We start from the raw sequence: 18,197 nt of genomic DNA on the forward strand, positions 1-18,197 counted from the left end.
GTATGTCTAAACCTATATTGAAAGTAAATCATCTAAATAAGGATTTTCAAGTGAAATCCAAGAATAAGCTGTTTAGTAAGCCTTCATCCATCCGAGTGTTGAACAATGTTTCATTTGAGCTTTTCGAGGGGGAAACCCTAAGCATTGTCGGCGAATCGGGCTGTGGTAAAACGACGTTAGGCCGTTGTATTGTGAGAGGGATGGACGCCACATCAGGGCAAGTCATTTATCATCCTGAAGGCGAGGAGCAAGTTGATTTTTTGGGGCTGCGGGGAAAAGAATTCAAGAAATATAGAAAAGATATTCAAATGATCTTTCAGGATCCCTTTTCATCACTGAGTCCAAGAATGAGCGTATACGACATTATTTCCGAGCCGCTGCTCGCTAACTTTAAGCTGACGAAATCGGAATTAGATGACAAAGTTACCTTAATCGCGGAGAAGACTGGATTAAATGTCAGTTACCTCAAACGATATCCCCACGCCTTTTCCGGAGGACAAAGACAACGTATTGCCATTGCAAGGTCCCTTATTTCAGAGCCTAGACTCATCGTATGCGATGAAGCTGTATCGGCGTTAGACGTCTCCATTAAAGCCCAAATTATTAACCTGTTAAAGGATTTGCAAGAGCAGCTACAGATTACCTACATTTTCATCTCTCATGATTTGTCCATCGTTCAAAACATTTCCGACAGGGTCGCTGTCATGCACTTGGGGAAAATTGTAGAGTTGGCACTGGTGGATTCACTATTTGACCATCCCAAGCATCCTTATACCGAGGCACTTTTGTCGGCTGTACCTGAGCCGGATCCCAATAATAAGAAGGATCGAATTATCCTCGAAGGAGAGGTTCCGAATCCGGCTAACCCTCCAAGTGGATGTCACTTTCATCCCAGGTGTATGTATAAAACCGACAAGTGTATTCAGCAAGAACCGGAGCTGCAGGCTATAGACGAATATCATTTTGCTGCATGCCACTATGCAAACAAATTAAACTTAAGAGGTGTAACCCATGAGTCATAATACAACGAATGATACGACAACGATTGATATGAATGCTAAGAAGCTTATTGTTTTTCTGGACTGCGGGGATACCATCATTGATGAAGGAACTGAAATTAGAGATGACCACGATGTTGTCATTCAAGCCAAAGTGATCCCAGGGGCCGATATTATGGTGAAGACGCTTGCCGAACGTGGATATATACTGGCCCTTGTAGCCGACGGTAGGGCGCAATCGTTCAAAAATATTTTAACGCAAAATGGATTGTATGATTATTTTACCACGATGATTTATTCAGAGACGATTAAAGCTTCTAAACCAAGTCCGCGTATGTTTAAAGCAGCGATTGGAGCGTTGGAACTCAGTGAGCAGGACTGCTCCCGGATTGTCATGGTTGGCAATAATTTGAGCAGGGATGTTAAAGGGGCTAATCAAATGGGGATAACGAGCATATTCTTAAGCTGGACGCCAAGATATCCTAAACTACACGCAGACGAAAGTGAAATACCCAAATATACAATCAGCCATCCGTTGGAGCTAATCGATTTAGTCGAGCAGCTCAATGAAAAATTAGCATAAATGGGTGGTTTCCTGAAGGGGTGTTTATCAAGATATGGCTAAAATAGATGATGTTGCGAAATTAGCGAATGTCTCCAAAGGGACAGTGTCCAATGTTTTTAGCCAAAAAAGACCCACAAGCAACGAAGTAAAAGAGAGAGTAATGAGTGTCTCCAGGCAATTAAATTATGTGCCTAATCATATTGCGCGAAGCTTGGTCACTAAGAGAACCATGGCGATTGGGTTGACAATCCCGCATGGCAGCTTCTTTTTTAGCGCATTTCATACGCAATTCATCAATGGGATTATTTTGGAAGCATCCTATTATGGATACAGGGTCTTACTTGATATGATTCCTTTGCAAAAAGTACAAACTCCGTTCTTGTCGAGTTATCCGATTGATGGTGCTGTAGTTATGAGCCCAACGAAAGATGATGAGCGTATCAACCTTATGCATTCTGAGCAAATCCCCTTTGTTACGGTCGGTAGAGTCATGAATTCAAATGTTACTAATGCTTATAACGTGGATAATGATAATCACACGATTATTTACAGAATTTGCAAATATTTGATAGACAAGGGTCATCAAAACCTGATGTTTTTAAATGCGAACGAGTTGATGACGGTGTCAATTGATAGAAAAGCGGGCTTCATAAAGGCGATGGAAGATCATCATCTTGTAGTAGAAGAACACATGATTCACCATAAACCTGACCTAAGTTCAAGCGAATACATGGACTATGGCTATGAGGAAACGATAAATATCCTCGGGAAACAAATGAAAAACGTAACAGCGATTATTGCGGATGACGACCGTACGGCATTCTGTGTTCTAAATGCGATCAAGGATCTTAATCTCAGGGTGCCTGAAGATGTATCTATATTCGTCATATGTGGAGATCTCTCCATGATGGTTCAATCGAACCCCTCGTTGACCAGCATGGATTTGCAGCCTTCGGAATTAGGAGCTCAATCCGTCAAACTATTGATGAACCAATTAGGCGTGTTGCAAGGTGATTTCCCGGGAAATGTAATTATTGAAAGCAAAATTATAGAAAGAAATTCATGTTCGACGATTTAATATATCTGGAATGTTTAAGCCTAATCCGTTCAGCTGCGGTTGAACAGGTTAGGCATGTTTTCATTGTAAACTTGTTTTCTTTACACAATATATCGTGAATGATAAGATAAAATCATACACGATACATTGTGTGAGCTTGAAATAAAGGGGGCATTCATGCATGAATGATTTGAAGCTATGGTATTCAAGCACTGCATCGGACTGGTCGCAAGGGTTACCCATCGGAAATGGGAGATTGGGAGCTGTCATCTTTGGGGGAATCGAAAAGGAAACCTGGAGTATAACAGAAGTCACTTATTGGTCAGGACAACCCGAAGTGATCAAGAGTGATTCAAAGGGTAAAGCCGATCTTGCGTTAATGAGGCAGCAGTTCTTTGCTGGTGACTATAAGAAAGGCGAAGAGTTAGCTCAAAGATTCCTGCAGCCTCCGAAGCAAAACTTCGGCACTAATTTGCCAATGTGCCATATATATTTGAATGTTGATCATCAAGGTGAAGCCTTTCAACGTGAACTAAATCTCGATAACGGCATCTTACATATTTCATACCAATCCAACGGCAGCATCTTTACGCGTGACGTTTTTGCTTCGCATCCAGATGGCATTGTGGTGTCGCGCTTATGCAGTGAACAAGCCGGAAGGATTTCATTTACTCTCGCAGTCGAAGGGCAGACGAACGATTTTTCGGTTTCGAAAATGGATGCCGATACGATTGTCTTTCATGGACAAGCGACGGAAACAATTCATAGTGACGGCAATTGCGGAGTGTTCTGCCAAGGCATGATCAAAGTGGTTGCTCAGGGTGGATCAGTCATCGTAGAAGAAGACCAAATCATCGTAAAAAATGCAGATGAAGCATACATCTACTTTGCTGCTAATACCGATTATGGGAAAAGGGATGAGGACTGGCTTCATGAATCAGAGCGCCAATTAGCACGAGCAATCGCGCATGGGTACGTACGGCTCAAAGAAAATCACATTGCTGATTATCGCCGCTTGTTTGCTAGAGTGAATCTTGAGTTAGGGCATTCAGACGCTGCCCGCCTTCCAATCGACGAAAGAATAAGGAATCTCCAGAACGGCCAAGATGATGATCCGCAATTATTTGCTTTATTTTATCAATATGGGCGATATTTGATGATATCCGGATCGCGGGCAGACTCCCCGCTGCCTTTGAATTTACAGGGCATATGGAATGATGGCGAAGCCAACCGTATGCAATGGAGCTGCGATTATCATCTGGATATTAATACACAAATGAATTACTTTCCAACGGAAGTGAGCAATTTAGCGGAATGCCATCTTCCTTTGATGGCCTACATTGAGAGTCTCTCAGTCGCCGGTAAAACGGCTGCGCACGAATTCTATGGATGCGAAGGCTGGGTCGCACACGTATTTTCTAATGCTTGGGGGTTTACGTCTCCGGGATGGGAAACTTCGTGGGGACTAAATGTTACAGGCGGCTTATGGATTGCTAGCCAACTGCGAGAGCACTATGAATTCAGCTTAAATCGAGAGTTCTTAGCGCAGCGAGCTTATCCAGTGATGAAAGAAGCCGCAGCTTTTTTTCTGGACTACATGACTGTTCATCCGAAATTAGGCTGGCTTGTAACAGGACCCTCCGACTCACCCGAAAATAGCTTCTATATCGAAGACGACGTTTACCAATTGTCGATGGGCTCAACAATCGATCAAGTATTGGTGCGGGACTTATTCGTCTTTTGCTTAGACGCTGCCGAGCTCCTGCAAGTCGATATGGAGTGGCAACAAAGGCTGAAGCAGGCCATTGGTAAGCTGCCGCCTCTTCTTGTAGGTAAGCGGGGGCAATTGCAGGAATGGCTGGAAGATTATGAGGAAGCCCAACCTGATCACCGCCATTTATCCCATTTGGTTAGCTTATATCCAGGTAACCAAATCACCGTAAGAGGAACACCGGAGCTGAGCGCCGCTGCAAGAATCACACTAGAGAATCGTATGTCTCGCGAAGAATTGGAGGATGTTGAGTTCACGGTTGCCTCATTTGCTGCGAGCTTCGCCAGGTTAGAGGACGGTGAACAAGCCTACAAGCATTTAACCCATTTGATCGGTCAATTGTCCTTTGATAACTTATTAACCTATTCCAAGCCAGGGATAGCCGGAGCGGAGAAGAAAATATTTGTCGTGGACGGGAATTTCGGGGGGACGGCAGCTATAGCGGAGATGCTGCTGCAAAGTCATGCCGGAGAAATCAATTTGCTTCCTGCTCTTCCAAAGAAATGGCCTACAGGTAAGGTTTCAGGTATACGGGCCAGAGGGAATATAGAAGTGAATATTGTTTGGGAGAACGGTGAGTTGAAGGAGGCCATTGTCCAGGCATTCTCTGCGGGGCAAACATTTTTGCGCTACCGTGATCAAACCGTTCCTCTTGTTCTGGCTTCGGGTTATATCTATAGAATCGACAAGCAGCTGAACGTAACTCATAAGGAATAAGGAAATCTGTATGGTAAACGACCCAATTGTACCTATGCGATAATGTCCGGTATCTATATAATCAGTCGTGTAGTAAGCGCTGTCATATTAGATGAGGTGCAGTTTGCATGGACAGCAATCCGGGGGTAGAACTGTTGAATTCACTAGAGCAAGCGCGCAAACATGCGATTATTTACGATCGTCCGGCGGCTACCTTTTTTGAAGGGGCATTCTTCCGAATGGAACGTGCACGGAAAAAGTTCTGCAATCCGGAGGACGATATTCGGACACAACCGCATTCGACTTCATGGGAGCGATGGGCATTTGTTTTGAAAATTTTGCCTTGCCCGCCGTTATCAATGGCAGGCTCCCGGCTTCAGATCCACAATCCTTGGGAAAAGGGTGCCAAATGTATACACAATAGAGGGGAAGAAATGCTGTCAGGGGACATCATCACGGTGAATACAATGAAAGGTGAACATATTCGCTTTCTATGAGCTTAAGCATAATGTCATTTATGAAAATCAGAAAAGACCCAGTAAGGGGTTTTTTTTGTTAAAGAATCGTGCTAACTTGTTAAAGAACGCATTCCGAAACCTCCAAAATGGAAGGGAGAATTGCCAGTGCCCAAGTATTCCAGATTATTTCGAAGGTTTCTGATCTCTTATATCGTTATTTTGATCATCCCCAGCATAGCGGGCTATATGTCATACCGTACTTCGATCAATGTCACGCAATCGATTTCCATTGAGAATAATGTGACGCAGCTTCAAAAGAGCCAAGAGATTCTGGAACGCAGAATGGCCGAAGTTGAAAGCTTTACGAGACAATTGGCTTTAAACCAAGACCTGAGTGTACTTTTGAACGAAAAATTGGTAGATGATAAAGCAAATGTGTATGGGATCTGGAAAATAGCGAGAGATATAAAGGCCTACAGCCAAACGAATGATTTTTTGAAGCAATTCTATATTTATTTGACTAATTTTAACGTCGTTGTGACGCCAGGCAATGCTTATTTTCGCCCTGAGCATTATTATCAGATTTCACATTACAGCAATCTTTCCTTGGACGAATGGAAAAGAACGATATTAGAGAAAACGCATAGAAGCGAAATCATGCCGCTAAGCCCGTTTGTGAATAACGGAACGCAAACCTCAGTCATCACCTTTATGCAATCACTCCCATTAGACAGCTTCAGTGATTCTTCACCGGCTACGGTTGTCACAATTATTGATGAACAAACTATCAACAGTGTACTGTCTGGTTTAAGAGATCAAAGCGGCGGTTGGACACATATTAGCGATGCGCAAGGACATACCATTAGTTTGCAAGGTATCAGTCAACAGGAGATAGAGCAACTATCCGCTGATACACGCTTTGGTAAAGACAAGGTCAGTCAATTTTATAAAGATGATCTGGTGATCACAATTCGTTCCAAATTAACGGGGTGGGTATACAGCACGGGTATTCCAAAGCACGTTTTAATGGAGAATGCGAATAAAATCAAGTACATTACTTGGTCTGTAACCGGAGTTGCTCTGCTTATTGGACTTTTCGTCGGGTATATGCTGTCTTATCGAAATACAGTCCCGATTAATAGGCTGCTTAATGTGATGAAAGAGCAGTTTGGTAAGGAAGCAACGACAGAGCGAAACGAATATGATTTTTTGCAGGGAAATATATCCAATATCATTACCAACAACAAGCGCCTTGAGTCTGAACTCAATCGGCAGCTTCCTTTAATTCGCGATGCTTTTTATAAAAGGTTAATTTCGGGAGAGTTTCAATCAAAGGATGAATTGATCTCTGTTGCCGCGCAGGCTGACACAGGGTTAAATTTGAATGCCGGATATACGGGTATTTTGCAAATTAATGGATACTCCAGAATGGAAAGCGTTGAAATTCTCAACGAGCTGAATGCGGCCAGACTCATTTTGAAACAGATTTTAATTGATGCAGGCAGCCACTTGCATATTCATATGACTGATTTGGGTTCAGATCGCATGGTAACCATATTTACTTCAGGAGAAAGGGATGAAGGTGAAGAGGTTGGCAAGGAAGATATCGAACAACTCGTGGCTAATCTCGCCAACCTGGCCTTTACCGAATATCGAATAACCATTACAGCAGCACTAAGTGATCCGTTTTCCTCAGTCATGGAGATCAGCCGTTCTTATGAGCAAGCTAGGCAGGCCTTGGAATACGCCGTATATATGAATAGAAAAGGAATCGTTTGGTACAGTGATACAAGGATAGAGAGCAATACGTATTATTATCCAATCGATGTGGAGCTGCGATTAATTAGTACGATTAGAGCAGGTGATGTGGCTGAAGCCGAGCGGATCGTAAAGTCGATGATCGAGCAAAATACGGAAAATCGCGAGCTATCTGTGGAAATGAAGCATCAGTTCATTGGAGAAGTGAAAGGAACGCTGCTTAAATTACTCGACCAGAAGGCTCTCATGGAGTCCACTATGTTCGAGAAAATCAAAAATCGGATAATTAGCATAGGGGCCACTGAAGCCATTGAGCTAATTTCGCGTGAAATCAATGAGATTATCTTAGCTATGTGCGGTCTCATTACAAGCAAAAAGAACGATGCACACATTAAAACAGTGAAGCAAATTAATGAATATATTGCTGAAAAGTATTCAGATCCCGATCTAAACTTATATCGGATTGCTGAGATTGTAGAGCGTCCAGAAAAATACATCTCGCAGCTATTTAAAGAGGTAACGGGGACGAATTTATCCGACCACTTGGAAAAAGTTAGAATGGACCACGCAGCAATCTTGTTGAAGAAAAACCAGTATAACGTCGACGAAATTGCTTCGCATGTCGGTTATAATAGTTCACATTCCTTCCGAAGAGCGTTTAAGCGAGTCATGGGCGTATCGCCAAGCTCGTTCAGACAGTCCGCAGAGGTATGAAAATCCTAATCGCTTAGGCGGTTAGGATTTTTTTTGCCTAATATAGCTGCAGCAAGGATAAATGGACGTTCGAATAGGAAAAATGCCCGCTGAATTCGGGTTATTTGTTTGTAAAACGACGCAATTGTACCTATACGGCAACCATAATAGCCCCCTATAATCAGCCATATAGAAAGCGCTGTCATACTTCACTAGGAACTTAGGGGTGAGCATTTTGGAAAAAGGAATTGTAATGGAACACAGCCGAGCGGCGCCTAGAGAGCGTAGAGGCCTCCTCTTAGCAGCGGCAAAGAGCTTTAGAAAACATTGGCAACTTTATCTTATCGTGATTCCGCCGGCCTTATTTTTCCTTATTTTTAAATACTATCCGATGTTGAATGCTGTCCTTGCTTTTAAGGATTACAACGTCACCAAAGGGATATGGGGAAGCCCATGGGTGGGATTCAAACATTTCAGGTTGTTTTTTGATAATCCGATTTTCTGGACGTTAATTAAAAATACCCTGCTCATCAGCGGTTATTTGTTAATCGTCGGTTTCCCAATTCCAATTTTGTTAGCGCTAGCACTCAATGAAATACGCAATGGGAAGTTTAAGCGGTTTGTTCAATTGGTATCTTTTGCTCCTTATTTTATATCCACCGTTGTTATGGTATCTATCATCATGCTTTTTCTAGCTCCACGGCTTGGCTTCGTTAATGTCGCGATGAATTATTTCGGACTGGGATCTATCAATTTTCTCGGTGAACCCGGCATGTTTCGCTCGATCTATGTTTGGTCGGATATTTGGCAGACGGCGGGCTATTCGGCAGTTATCTTTTTGGCTGCGTTAGCAGGAGTCGACCCTTCACTTTATGAGGCAGCCAAAGTAGACGGCGCTTCTCGCTTTCAGAAAATACGTCATATTGACCTGCCAGGCATCTTGCCAACCATCACGATCGTTTTCATTTTGAATGTAGGCAGTGTCATGTCGCTTGGCTTCGAAAAGATCTACCTGCTGCAAAATCCGCTGAACAAGATTAATTCTGAAGTGATTGCCACCTATGTGTATCAGATTGGGCTATTGAATGCTAACTATAGTTTTGCTACTGCGGTTGGATTGTTTAATTCTGTAATCAATTTAATTCTGCTTGTTGGTGTAAATATGGTAGCTAAGCGATTATCGAATACGAGCATCTGGTAAATAATGGAGGAACCGAACGATGAATACGATGAAAACAACGATCAGAGAATCGGTTGGCGATAAACTATTTTTGATTTGTATCTATGTGATACTGAGCCTCCTATTGGTTATCGTTTTATATCCGCTGATTTATATTTTTAGCAGCTCGTTCAGCAGTCCATCGGCGGTAACTTCAGGCCGAGTATGGCTTTGGCCGGTAGACTTTTCCGTCAAGGGATATGCAACTCTCATCGAAAATCCGAAAATTGTTACAGGCTACGCCAATTCACTTTTTTATACGGCTGCCGGAACGATCATCAGTGTAGCGCTTACGATCATGATTGCTTATCCATTATCACGTAAAACTTTGTTCGGAAGAAATATGCTTATGATGTTAATTACATTCACGTTGTTATTTAGCGGTGGATTGATTCCTACTTACTTGGTTGTGAAGCAGATGGGGCTAATCGATACCAGATGGGCCTTATTGATTCCTAACGCGATATGGGTATGGCAAGTGATCATTGCGAGAACGTTCTTCCAATCCTCGATTCCGGATGAATTAATTGATTCGAGTGAAATAGATGGATGCAGCGATCTCAGATTCATGTGGAGTGTCGTGGTTCCGTTATCGAAACCGATCATAGCTGTTCTGTTCTTAATGTACGCTGTGGGTCAATGGAACGCTTACTTCGATGCCCTTATTTATCTCAAAACCGCCAATCTTTTTCCGCTTCAGCTCATTTTGCGCAGCATTATCATTCTTAACAATAGCTCAAATGCCACAGATGCCTTGAAACAGGTAGAAAGACAGCAATTGGCAGAGCTTTTGAAATATTCACTGATAGTCGTGGCAACGCTTCCAGTACTCGTCATCTACCCGTTTGTGCAGCGTTACTTTGTTCAGGGGATGTTGGTAGGTTCTGTAAAAGGGTAGTGGAAAGAGGGATAACATGTCCGATTGAAGAATTGAAAGGGGTGATTGACTAAAACAAAGCGCTAAGGATTAAACGATAAGCAAGCTAGTCAATTCAAAAAAGGGAGCGGATACAATTGAAAAGAAGATCGGTCAGTACATTGGTTTTCATCTTGATGTTCAGTATAGTTCTTGCCGCATGTTCGAGTAAAGACGAGACTTCCGCATCAACGAAACCTTCTACAGAGACAGCATCGCCAACTGCAGCACAAGCGGCTAAACCCGTTGAAATAAGCGTCTTTGCTCAACAAGCGAACGACATGGATTTGAAGACGAACCTGTTCACTAAACATTTGGAAAGCAAATTTAACGCTAAGTTTAAGTTCGAAATCATTCCTTATGATGGGGCCAAAGAAAAGCGTCAAATCTCCTTGGCGAGCGGCGATTATCCTGAGGCGTATATATTAACGGCCTATATCGACCAATTCTCACAAGCTGATCTTCTCAAGTTCGGTAAGCAAGGCGTTCTGCTTCCATTGAACGATTTGATCGACCAGTATGCACCCAATATTAAAAAGGCGATGGAGAAGGATCCAACACTCAAAAGCTTCATCACTGCGCCAGATGGAAAAATATACGGACTTGGCTCCTATACGCAATGTTTCCACTGTTCTTACCCGAACAAAATGTGGATCAATACAAGCTGGTTGAAGAAATTAAACCTCGAAATGCCGAAAACGACCGAAGATTTCAAGAAGGTGCTTCAAGCTTTCAAGAAGAGCGATCCGAACGGCAATGGTAAAGCAGACGAAGTTCCGCTTAGCGGATCGATTGAGGATTTCGGAGTGCGTGTCATTCCGTTCCTGATGAACGGCTTCATCTATAATGACGACCGTAATTACTTGAACTTAGTTAACGGTAAAGTGGATACTGCGGCCAATAAGCCGGAATGGAAAGAAGGACTTGCTTATATTAAATCCTTGTACGACGAGGGCTTGATCGATCCAGGTGCTTTTACGCAAAATGCCGAAGCTTTTAAGAAAATTGGCGAGAACGCTGGCGGACAAATTCTAGGTGCAGGCGCGGGCATGCATCCAGCCATCTTCGTTAACATTGATAAAGGAAACAAAAATTCAGCTGATTATAATCCCGTACCTCCGCTCACAGGACCGCATGGTTCATTCGCAACGCATGATGGAGGCGGCTTAACTCCGGGTGCGAAATTCGTTCTTACGAATAAGGCCAGCAAAGAAGCACAAATCGCGTTAATTAAAATGGTTGATTATATGTATACGACGGAAGGTCAAACGAATGCAGCATCGGGTATGGAAGGCATTGATTGGAGAAAACCGAAAGATGGCGAAGTGGCTCTAGGCAAGGGAGTTACCCCTCAAATTGCAACGATTCCAACTGTAGATGGGCAGCCTCCTCGTAATGCCGGATGGAGCGGTATGGGGCACTTCTACCAGCCGAAGGAGTACAGAGATAGTTTCGTACAAGGGACGGATGTTTACGACTCCGCCAACTACGAACGCAGACTATACGATGCGACGCTCTTGTATCAAGGTCATGAGCCGAAGGAACTATTCCCGATGTGGGCAATTTGGATTGATCCAGCACTCACAGACGAAGCAAGCATTCTACAAACAAACATTAAGAACTATATTGATCAAAGTTCGCTTCAATTTATTACAGGAAATAAGGACTTGACGAAGGATTGGGATGCTTATGTGAAGGGTCTTGAAAACTTGAAAGTGGGCAGATACCTTGAAATTCTGCAAAAGGCTTACGATACGGCAGCAATAAAAAAATAACGATCGATAAAGAAGTGGCCAGGTGTTTGTTCTAGAAATAAAACACCTGGCTTTTTTTACGAATTTTAACGCTAAAGGGGATCTATGATGTGGGATATATGATTAAGAAAACTAGATTGTGGCTGCTGGTTTTTATTTTCTTTATCACTTTGTTTGCTGTCTTTATTCCGAAAGGGCAACTTGTACAAGCAGCCGATAATGGTTTAGCGCAAAAACCATACATGGGCTGGAGCAGCTACAGCATGCAAGTGTATAACAGCGGCAATTGGATTTCAGCTGCACAGATTATGGCGCAATCTGACGCTATGCATGCGATTCTGCAGCCCCATGGCTACAACTATATTAACGTAGATGCAGCCTGGAATGGGAGTATGGATGAATATGGACGTCCACAACCAAGCACTACCTTGTATCCGAATGGTCTTAGTGAAGTCATCAATCATGTACATAACAATGGGCAAAAGTTTGGTCTCTATTTCATACCGGGGATGTCGCCGACAGCGTATGACGCCAACTTGCCGATTTATGGTACCTCCTGTCATGCACAGGATATCGTGGTACTTCCATTAACTACGGCGGATTATTGGAATATAGGTTATAAAATTGACTTCTCTAAGCCATGTGCTCAAAGCTATATCAACTCCATTGCCGATCAGATTGCCTCCTGGGGTGTAGATTTCGTGAAGTTCGATAGCGTAACCCCGGGCTCCGGACATAATGACACGTCCATTGATGCTCGCGGTGATGTCAAAGCCTGGTCCCAGGCACTCGCCCCGCACCATATTTGGTTCGAGCTATCATGGGCACTGGATATTAACTACGTTGACACTTGGAAAAAGTATGCGAATGGATGGCGTGTCGACTGGGATATCGAATGTTATTGCGGAAAAGCGGGATTAACCAATTGGGCTAATATCGCGAGGCTATTTCCGCGAGCTGGAGAGTGGTGGCGCCACGCAGGTCCGGGCGGATGGAACAATTTCGATTCCTTGAATATCGGTAATGGTTCCATGGATGGCATTACACCGGATGAGCGGCAGACAGCGATGACTTTATGGGCTATCTCATCGGCTCAGCTATATACAGGCAATGACTTAACCAACCTGGACGAGTTCGGCATTAAGCTGTTGACGAACGATGAGGCAATCGCCGTCAATCAGGCTGGTAAGCCGGCACATCCCGTATCTCTCGCATCCGAGCAGCAGGTCTGGTATGCGAACAACGGTGATGGAACCTATATAGTTGGACTGTTTAACCTGGGAAGCACGAATGCAGCGGTCACCGTCAATTGGAGCGATATCGGTTTAAGCGGCGCTGCCTCTGTACGTGATTTGTGGAGTCATAGCGAACTTGGCGTGTATAACTCGAGCTTCAGCTCAGGGGATTTGGCTCCTCATGCTTCTCGTTTGTTAAAGGTTACATCGCAAGGAGGCGTTTCCTCCATCAATGATGATGATACGGGAATTTCCTACACGGGCGATTGGCAGCGAAACAGCAACAGGGGACTGGGTGCTACTCAGAATCTTGCCATAACCGTGATCGACTCATTGGCACAAAATAGTATGATCAGCCCGTCAACCGGCAATTTTGATAAAAATTTAATCGCCCAGACCGATGTAACGACTTCGATGACTTTGAATGGAAACACACTAAGTGGTATTTCGAATGACGGTGTAGACTTGGTGCTAGGCACCGACTATACGGTTTCAGGCAACTCGGTCACGATTAAGAAAGGTTACCTTGCTGCTCAATCGGTCGGAACTACGCAGCTTACTTTCACTTTCAGCGCCGGAGCTAGACCGATTCTGGACATTGCAGTAAGCGACACTTCGCCTAAGAACAGCACGATCCTTCCAGCGACTCGAAATTTTGACAAGAAGATATCGCTGCAAGCGGATGTTACGACTACGATGCTACTAGACGGTAATCAGTTTAGCGTAATAACGAATGGCGGAACACCGCTTGTGTTAGGCACCGACTATACCGTATCAGGCAATACATTAACGATCAAGAAGGAGTACCTAGCTCTACAACCGCTGGGGACAACGAACTTGCTTATTTCCTTCAGCGCCGGAAATCCACAGACGCTCGCCATTGTTGTAAGCAACACCTCTCAGGGCGGTTCAATTGCCATTAATAACGACGACTCTGGGATTACGTACTCGGCCGCTTGGCAGCGAAGTACGAATCGAGGGCTTGGCGATTACTTGAATGATGTACAATTCACCGAGAGAAATAACGAATATTTTGAATATGCCTTTACCGGAACGGGTATTGAATACGTGACAGAAATGGATTCATCACAGGGCGATGTAGATATTTACGTGGATGGGGTATTTAAACAAACAATTAGCACTTATCATTCGAGTCGTTTAGCCCAACAACCCGTCTATGGGATTGCAGGATTACCCAACGGTCCTCATACGCTTAAGGTTGTGAAAAAATCAGGTTCTTATATGCTCCTTGATAAATTGCGAGTACTCATCGGTGATCTGATTAATCCTGTTACGGGAAGCTTTGACAAAAAGTTAACGGCACAGGCAGATGTAACGATTACACTGACTCCTGGCAGCTATACCTTCAGCGGCATGGCTAACGGAGGAACCACATTGGTTGCGGGGACCGACTACACGGTATCGGGTAACGTCGTAACGATCAGAAAGGAATACCTTGCGGCTCAACCCATTGGTTGGACGGATCTGACTTTCTCCTTCAGTGGGGGAGCCACCCAGACACTTCCAATTAAAGTAAGCGACAGCTCGGTTACGATTACGCCGATTTCTGTTAACGATAACGATCCTGGTATTGTTTACACAGGCTCTTGGGGATATAGCAACAATCGGGGACTCGGAGATTATAACGATGATGTTCATTACTCCGAGGCCAACAACGATTACTTTGAGTATGCTTTCACGGGAACGGGCATCGAATTGATTACGGAGAAAGATAATTCGCAGGGCGATATCGATATTTATGTAGATAACGTGTTTCAGCAAACGGTGGGTACATTTAACAATGGCCGGTTAGTCCAACAAAGCGTTTATAGTATTTCGGGACTGCTAAACGGTCCTCATACCATCAAGGCAGTGAAGAAATCAGGGTCTTATATGCTGTTGGATAAATTGAGCGTGACTCCATCAGCTGCGGGCGGCACAGTTACGGGAAGTGTGTACAGACAGGTGTCGGCACAATCGGCTCAAGTGGTACCATCAATTATGTCGATACAGTTGACTCCGTCGGTAGCACCGGAAATGACCGTACAAACGGCTTCAGCATCCCATGGAGCAACGGCTAGTATCAATGATACTAATGCTGCCATTCATTATTCCGGTTCATGGGGATATAGCAATAATCGAGTATTTGGGGATTATCTGAACGATGTTCATTACACCGAGACGAACAATGATTATTTTGAATATGTCTTCAAGGGAACGGGCATAGAGTTGATCACTGAGAAGGATACTTCGCAGGGCGATATCGATATTTATGTTGATGATGTATTCAAGGAAACCGTGAGCACTTATCATTCCAGTCGATTAGCACAGCAAACGGTGTACAGCATTTCAGGGTTGCCGAGTGGTTCTCATACGCTCAAAGTGGTGAAGAAATCGGGATCCTATATGCTGCTGGATAAATTAACGATACTTGTAGGCGATCTGATGAGTCCTGATACAGGCAGTTTTGACAAAAAGATAGCTGCACAGGCGGATGTGAGTACTACGTTGTCACTAGGCGAGTATGTACTTGATCGAATCGACAATGGCCGAACTACCCTAGTGCCAGGCACCGATTACACATTAGTAGGCAATACGTTAACGATCAAGAAGGCATACCTTGCAGCGCAGCCGGTGGGAACTACGAATCTGACGTTCGTCTTCAGTGGGGATTATCAGAATGACGTGCATTTTACAGAAACGAACAACGATTATTTCAAATACACCTTTAAAGGAACCGGAATTGCGGTTATTACGGAAAAAGATGTTTCACAGGGTGAAATCGACGTTTACGTGGATAATGTTTTCAAACAAACCGTTAACACGTATAATGCTTCGCGGTTAGTCCAACAAACGGTGTACAGTATTTCCGGTCTTTCCAATAGCTTGCATACGATCAAAGTCGTAAAAAAATCAGGCAGCTATATGCTGCTGGATAAATTAAGCTTTACGGTTGCGCAGGTACCGACAACTGCTGCCGTAACAACGACTGGGGTTTCTAAAGTCAAGAATTCAAGTGCAATAATTGCCGGGAATGTAACCGCGGATGGAGGAGCTCAGGTCACTTCGAGAGGAATTGTGTATGCAACAGCACCAACTCCTACAATAACTGGTTCCGGATCAACCAAAGTTACCATTGGCTCTGGATTAGGCGTGTTTAGTGGAAAAGTAAATAAATTGAAACCTAATACGACGTATTACGCCAGAACGTACGCGACCAACTCAGTGGGAACGAGCTATGGAGCTGAAGTTACATTTAAAACAAGTAAGAAATCGGAGAATCAGGATGATCATGGGGATGATGATCAGGATGATCACGAGGATGGTGAGCAGGATAATCAGCAGAAAGAGCATGAAAACCTACATCACTAAGTCCAAGTAAATATCTAACCCTTGCGGTGAACAGATTCTCTAAGAGTTAAGCCATAGGTATCTGAGATATCGAGCTCTTCTTGTTGTCAAGGGAGGGCTCGATATTTATTATTTGATAACCCACAATCATACATGATATATTAAGTGTAAAAAGAGTGAGGGTATCACATGGGCAGTAAAATTAGTCGTGTTAATTTAACCGAAGAAATTTATCGGATTGTCAAGGAAGACATTTTAACTCATAAATTGAAATCCGGTGAAAAAATTAACATTGATCAATTAGCGCGCGATTTAGAAGTAAGCAACATTCCGATTCGTGAGGCCCTCTCCAGATTGCAATCGGAAGGGTATTTGAATGTCATTCCTTTTAAAGGCATGTTTGTGAATATGATGAGTGTCAAAGAGCTGGACGAATTATTTGAAATTAGAATGCAGCTTGAACCGCTTGCTGTTGAGAAGGCCGCGCTTCTTATACCTGATGAAACACTGGAACGGCTGCAAGAAACTATGAATTCCCTTCAAACTCAGCAATCACCGAACTCGACTAACGGTTTGGGGACAATTAAGGAAATGAACATGTCTTTACATGGCACTATTCTGACCTATTGCGATAATACCAATTTACAGAATTTAGTTAGGGGGTATATTGAACAGATTCAAAGATATTTGACTTACATCCAATTAAATTTAGATATTAATACCACGAATGAGGAATGGGCGGAACATAATGCTATCTTACAGAAATTAAAGCAGCGAGACCCCAAAGGCGCATCCGATGCCATGTTCAAGCATATTAAAAATTCCCGCAAAAGGACGAATGCTCAGTTTATGAAAGCAGGTAGTAACGAAACATTCGTTTTGGAGGAATAACGCGATGCAATTAGAGGGGAAAGTAGCTATTATTACTGGCGCAGGTTCAGGAATTGGCGAAGCTGCAGCCAAATTATTGGTTAGCCAGGGTGCGAAAGTGATCATAGCAGACTGGAATGAAGCGGAGGCAAATCGTGTCGCTAACGAAATTAATTTGATGCTTCCGGGGGACAAGAGCGCACTTGCTGTGCATGCAGACGTTTCATCGGAACAGCAAGTAAAGTTTTTAGTGCAGCAGGCCCTATCTACGTATGGATCTATTGATATTTTATTCAACAATGCAGCTGTTATTTTAGCGAAAGAATTGGAAGATATCACAGAAGCAGAATGGACGCGTACACTCGATATAAACTTGAAAAGTGTCTACTTAATGATCAAACATTGTATTCCTGAAATCAAAAAGAGTCGTGGCAGTATCGTAAATATGGCTTCATTAAACGGTTTGCTGGGACAGCGGCAAAATCCGGTTTATTCAGCAACAAAAGGAGCAATTGTAGCGCTGACCAAAGCGTTGGCACTTGATTACGCAAGGGACGGCGTTCGTGTGAATTGCATCTGTCCAGCAGGTGTTATGACTCCTTTATTAGAAAAATGGATTGGTCAACAACCGGATCAAAAAGAAACTGTCAACGCATTGAATAGCATGCATCCGTTAGGAAGATGTGCAACAACGGAAGAAATTGCGAATGCGGTTCTGTATTTGGCTAGCAGCCAGTCGAATTTTATCACGGGGATTGCTTTGACGGTGGATGGTGGTGCGTCTTTAGGATACTGAAAAAGAGGTATTGTAGTCATTTCCGCGACAATTATCATACACGATATAGGATGTAAAGGA

12 protein-coding genes are annotated in these 18,197 nt (G+C 43.5%); all 12 read left to right on the top strand.

Annotated elements, in window-relative coordinates; genetic code table 11:
• The first annotated feature begins 2 nt into the window (after window positions 1-2).
• The 12 genes from BLT91_RS00685 to BLT91_RS00740 all read left to right on the top strand — a co-directional run bounded on the left by BLT91_RS00685 (window position 3) and on the right by BLT91_RS00740 (window position 18,137).
• Window positions 3-1,022: an ABC transporter ATP-binding protein gene (locus tag BLT91_RS00685; RefSeq protein ID WP_090815567.1), complete on the top strand. Its 1,020-nt coding sequence runs from the start codon at window positions 3-5 to the stop codon at window positions 1,020-1,022.
• Window positions 1,012-1,581, top strand: a complete 570-nt coding sequence (locus tag BLT91_RS00690) for an HAD family hydrolase (protein ID WP_254776735.1) — start codon at window positions 1,012-1,014, stop codon at window positions 1,579-1,581. The genes BLT91_RS00685 and BLT91_RS00690 overlap by 11 nt, the downstream gene beginning before the upstream one ends.
• 34 nt (window positions 1,582-1,615) lie before the next feature.
• A complete protein-coding gene (locus BLT91_RS00695; protein ID WP_090815569.1) occupies window positions 1,616-2,641 on the top strand; it encodes a LacI family DNA-binding transcriptional regulator in 1,026 nt (341 codons plus the stop codon).
• Between the two features lie 160 nt (window positions 2,642-2,801).
• A complete protein-coding gene (locus BLT91_RS00700; RefSeq protein WP_090815572.1) occupies window positions 2,802-5,108 on the top strand; it encodes a glycoside hydrolase family 95 protein in 2,307 nt (768 codons plus the stop codon).
• A 107-nt stretch (window positions 5,109-5,215) separates the two neighbouring features.
• Window positions 5,216-5,584: a hypothetical protein gene (locus BLT91_RS00705; RefSeq protein ID WP_090815574.1), complete on the top strand. Its 369-nt coding sequence runs from the start codon at window positions 5,216-5,218 to the stop codon at window positions 5,582-5,584.
• A gap of 126 nt (window positions 5,585-5,710) precedes the next feature.
• A complete protein-coding gene (locus BLT91_RS00710; protein ID WP_090815576.1) occupies window positions 5,711-8,017 on the top strand; it encodes a helix-turn-helix domain-containing protein in 2,307 nt (768 codons plus the stop codon).
• Window positions 8,018-8,249: 232 nt separating this feature from the next.
• Window positions 8,250-9,197, top strand: coding sequence for an ABC transporter permease (locus BLT91_RS00715; protein ID WP_090817144.1), 948 nt, complete (start codon window positions 8,250-8,252; stop codon window positions 9,195-9,197).
• A 19-nt stretch (window positions 9,198-9,216) separates the two neighbouring features.
• The gene (locus BLT91_RS00720) at window positions 9,217-10,113 is read left to right on the top strand and encodes a carbohydrate ABC transporter permease (RefSeq protein WP_090815578.1); all 897 of its coding nucleotides are present in this window, start codon (window positions 9,217-9,219) and stop codon (window positions 10,111-10,113) included.
• Between the two features lie 155 nt (window positions 10,114-10,268).
• Entirely contained in the window at window positions 10,269-11,906 is a 1,638-nt protein-coding gene (locus BLT91_RS00725) for an extracellular solute-binding protein (RefSeq protein WP_090817146.1), read from the top strand.
• A 98-nt stretch (window positions 11,907-12,004) separates the two neighbouring features.
• Complete coding sequence (locus tag BLT91_RS00730) at window positions 12,005-16,492, top strand: X2-like carbohydrate binding domain-containing protein (protein ID WP_254776784.1); 4,488 nt, start codon at window positions 12,005-12,007, stop codon at window positions 16,490-16,492.
• Between the two features lie 168 nt (window positions 16,493-16,660).
• On the top strand, window positions 16,661-17,362 hold the full coding sequence (locus tag BLT91_RS00735) for a GntR family transcriptional regulator (protein WP_090815582.1): 702 nt from the start codon (window positions 16,661-16,663) through the stop codon (window positions 17,360-17,362).
• A 4-nt stretch (window positions 17,363-17,366) separates the two neighbouring features.
• Complete coding sequence (locus BLT91_RS00740; RefSeq protein WP_090815585.1) at window positions 17,367-18,137, top strand: SDR family NAD(P)-dependent oxidoreductase; 771 nt, start codon at window positions 17,367-17,369, stop codon at window positions 18,135-18,137.
• Window positions 18,138-18,197 lie beyond the last annotated feature (60 nt).

It is taken from the genome of Paenibacillus sp. yr247 (assembly GCF_900103825.1).
GTDB lineage: Bacteria > Bacillota > Bacilli > Paenibacillales > NBRC-103111 > Paenibacillus_E.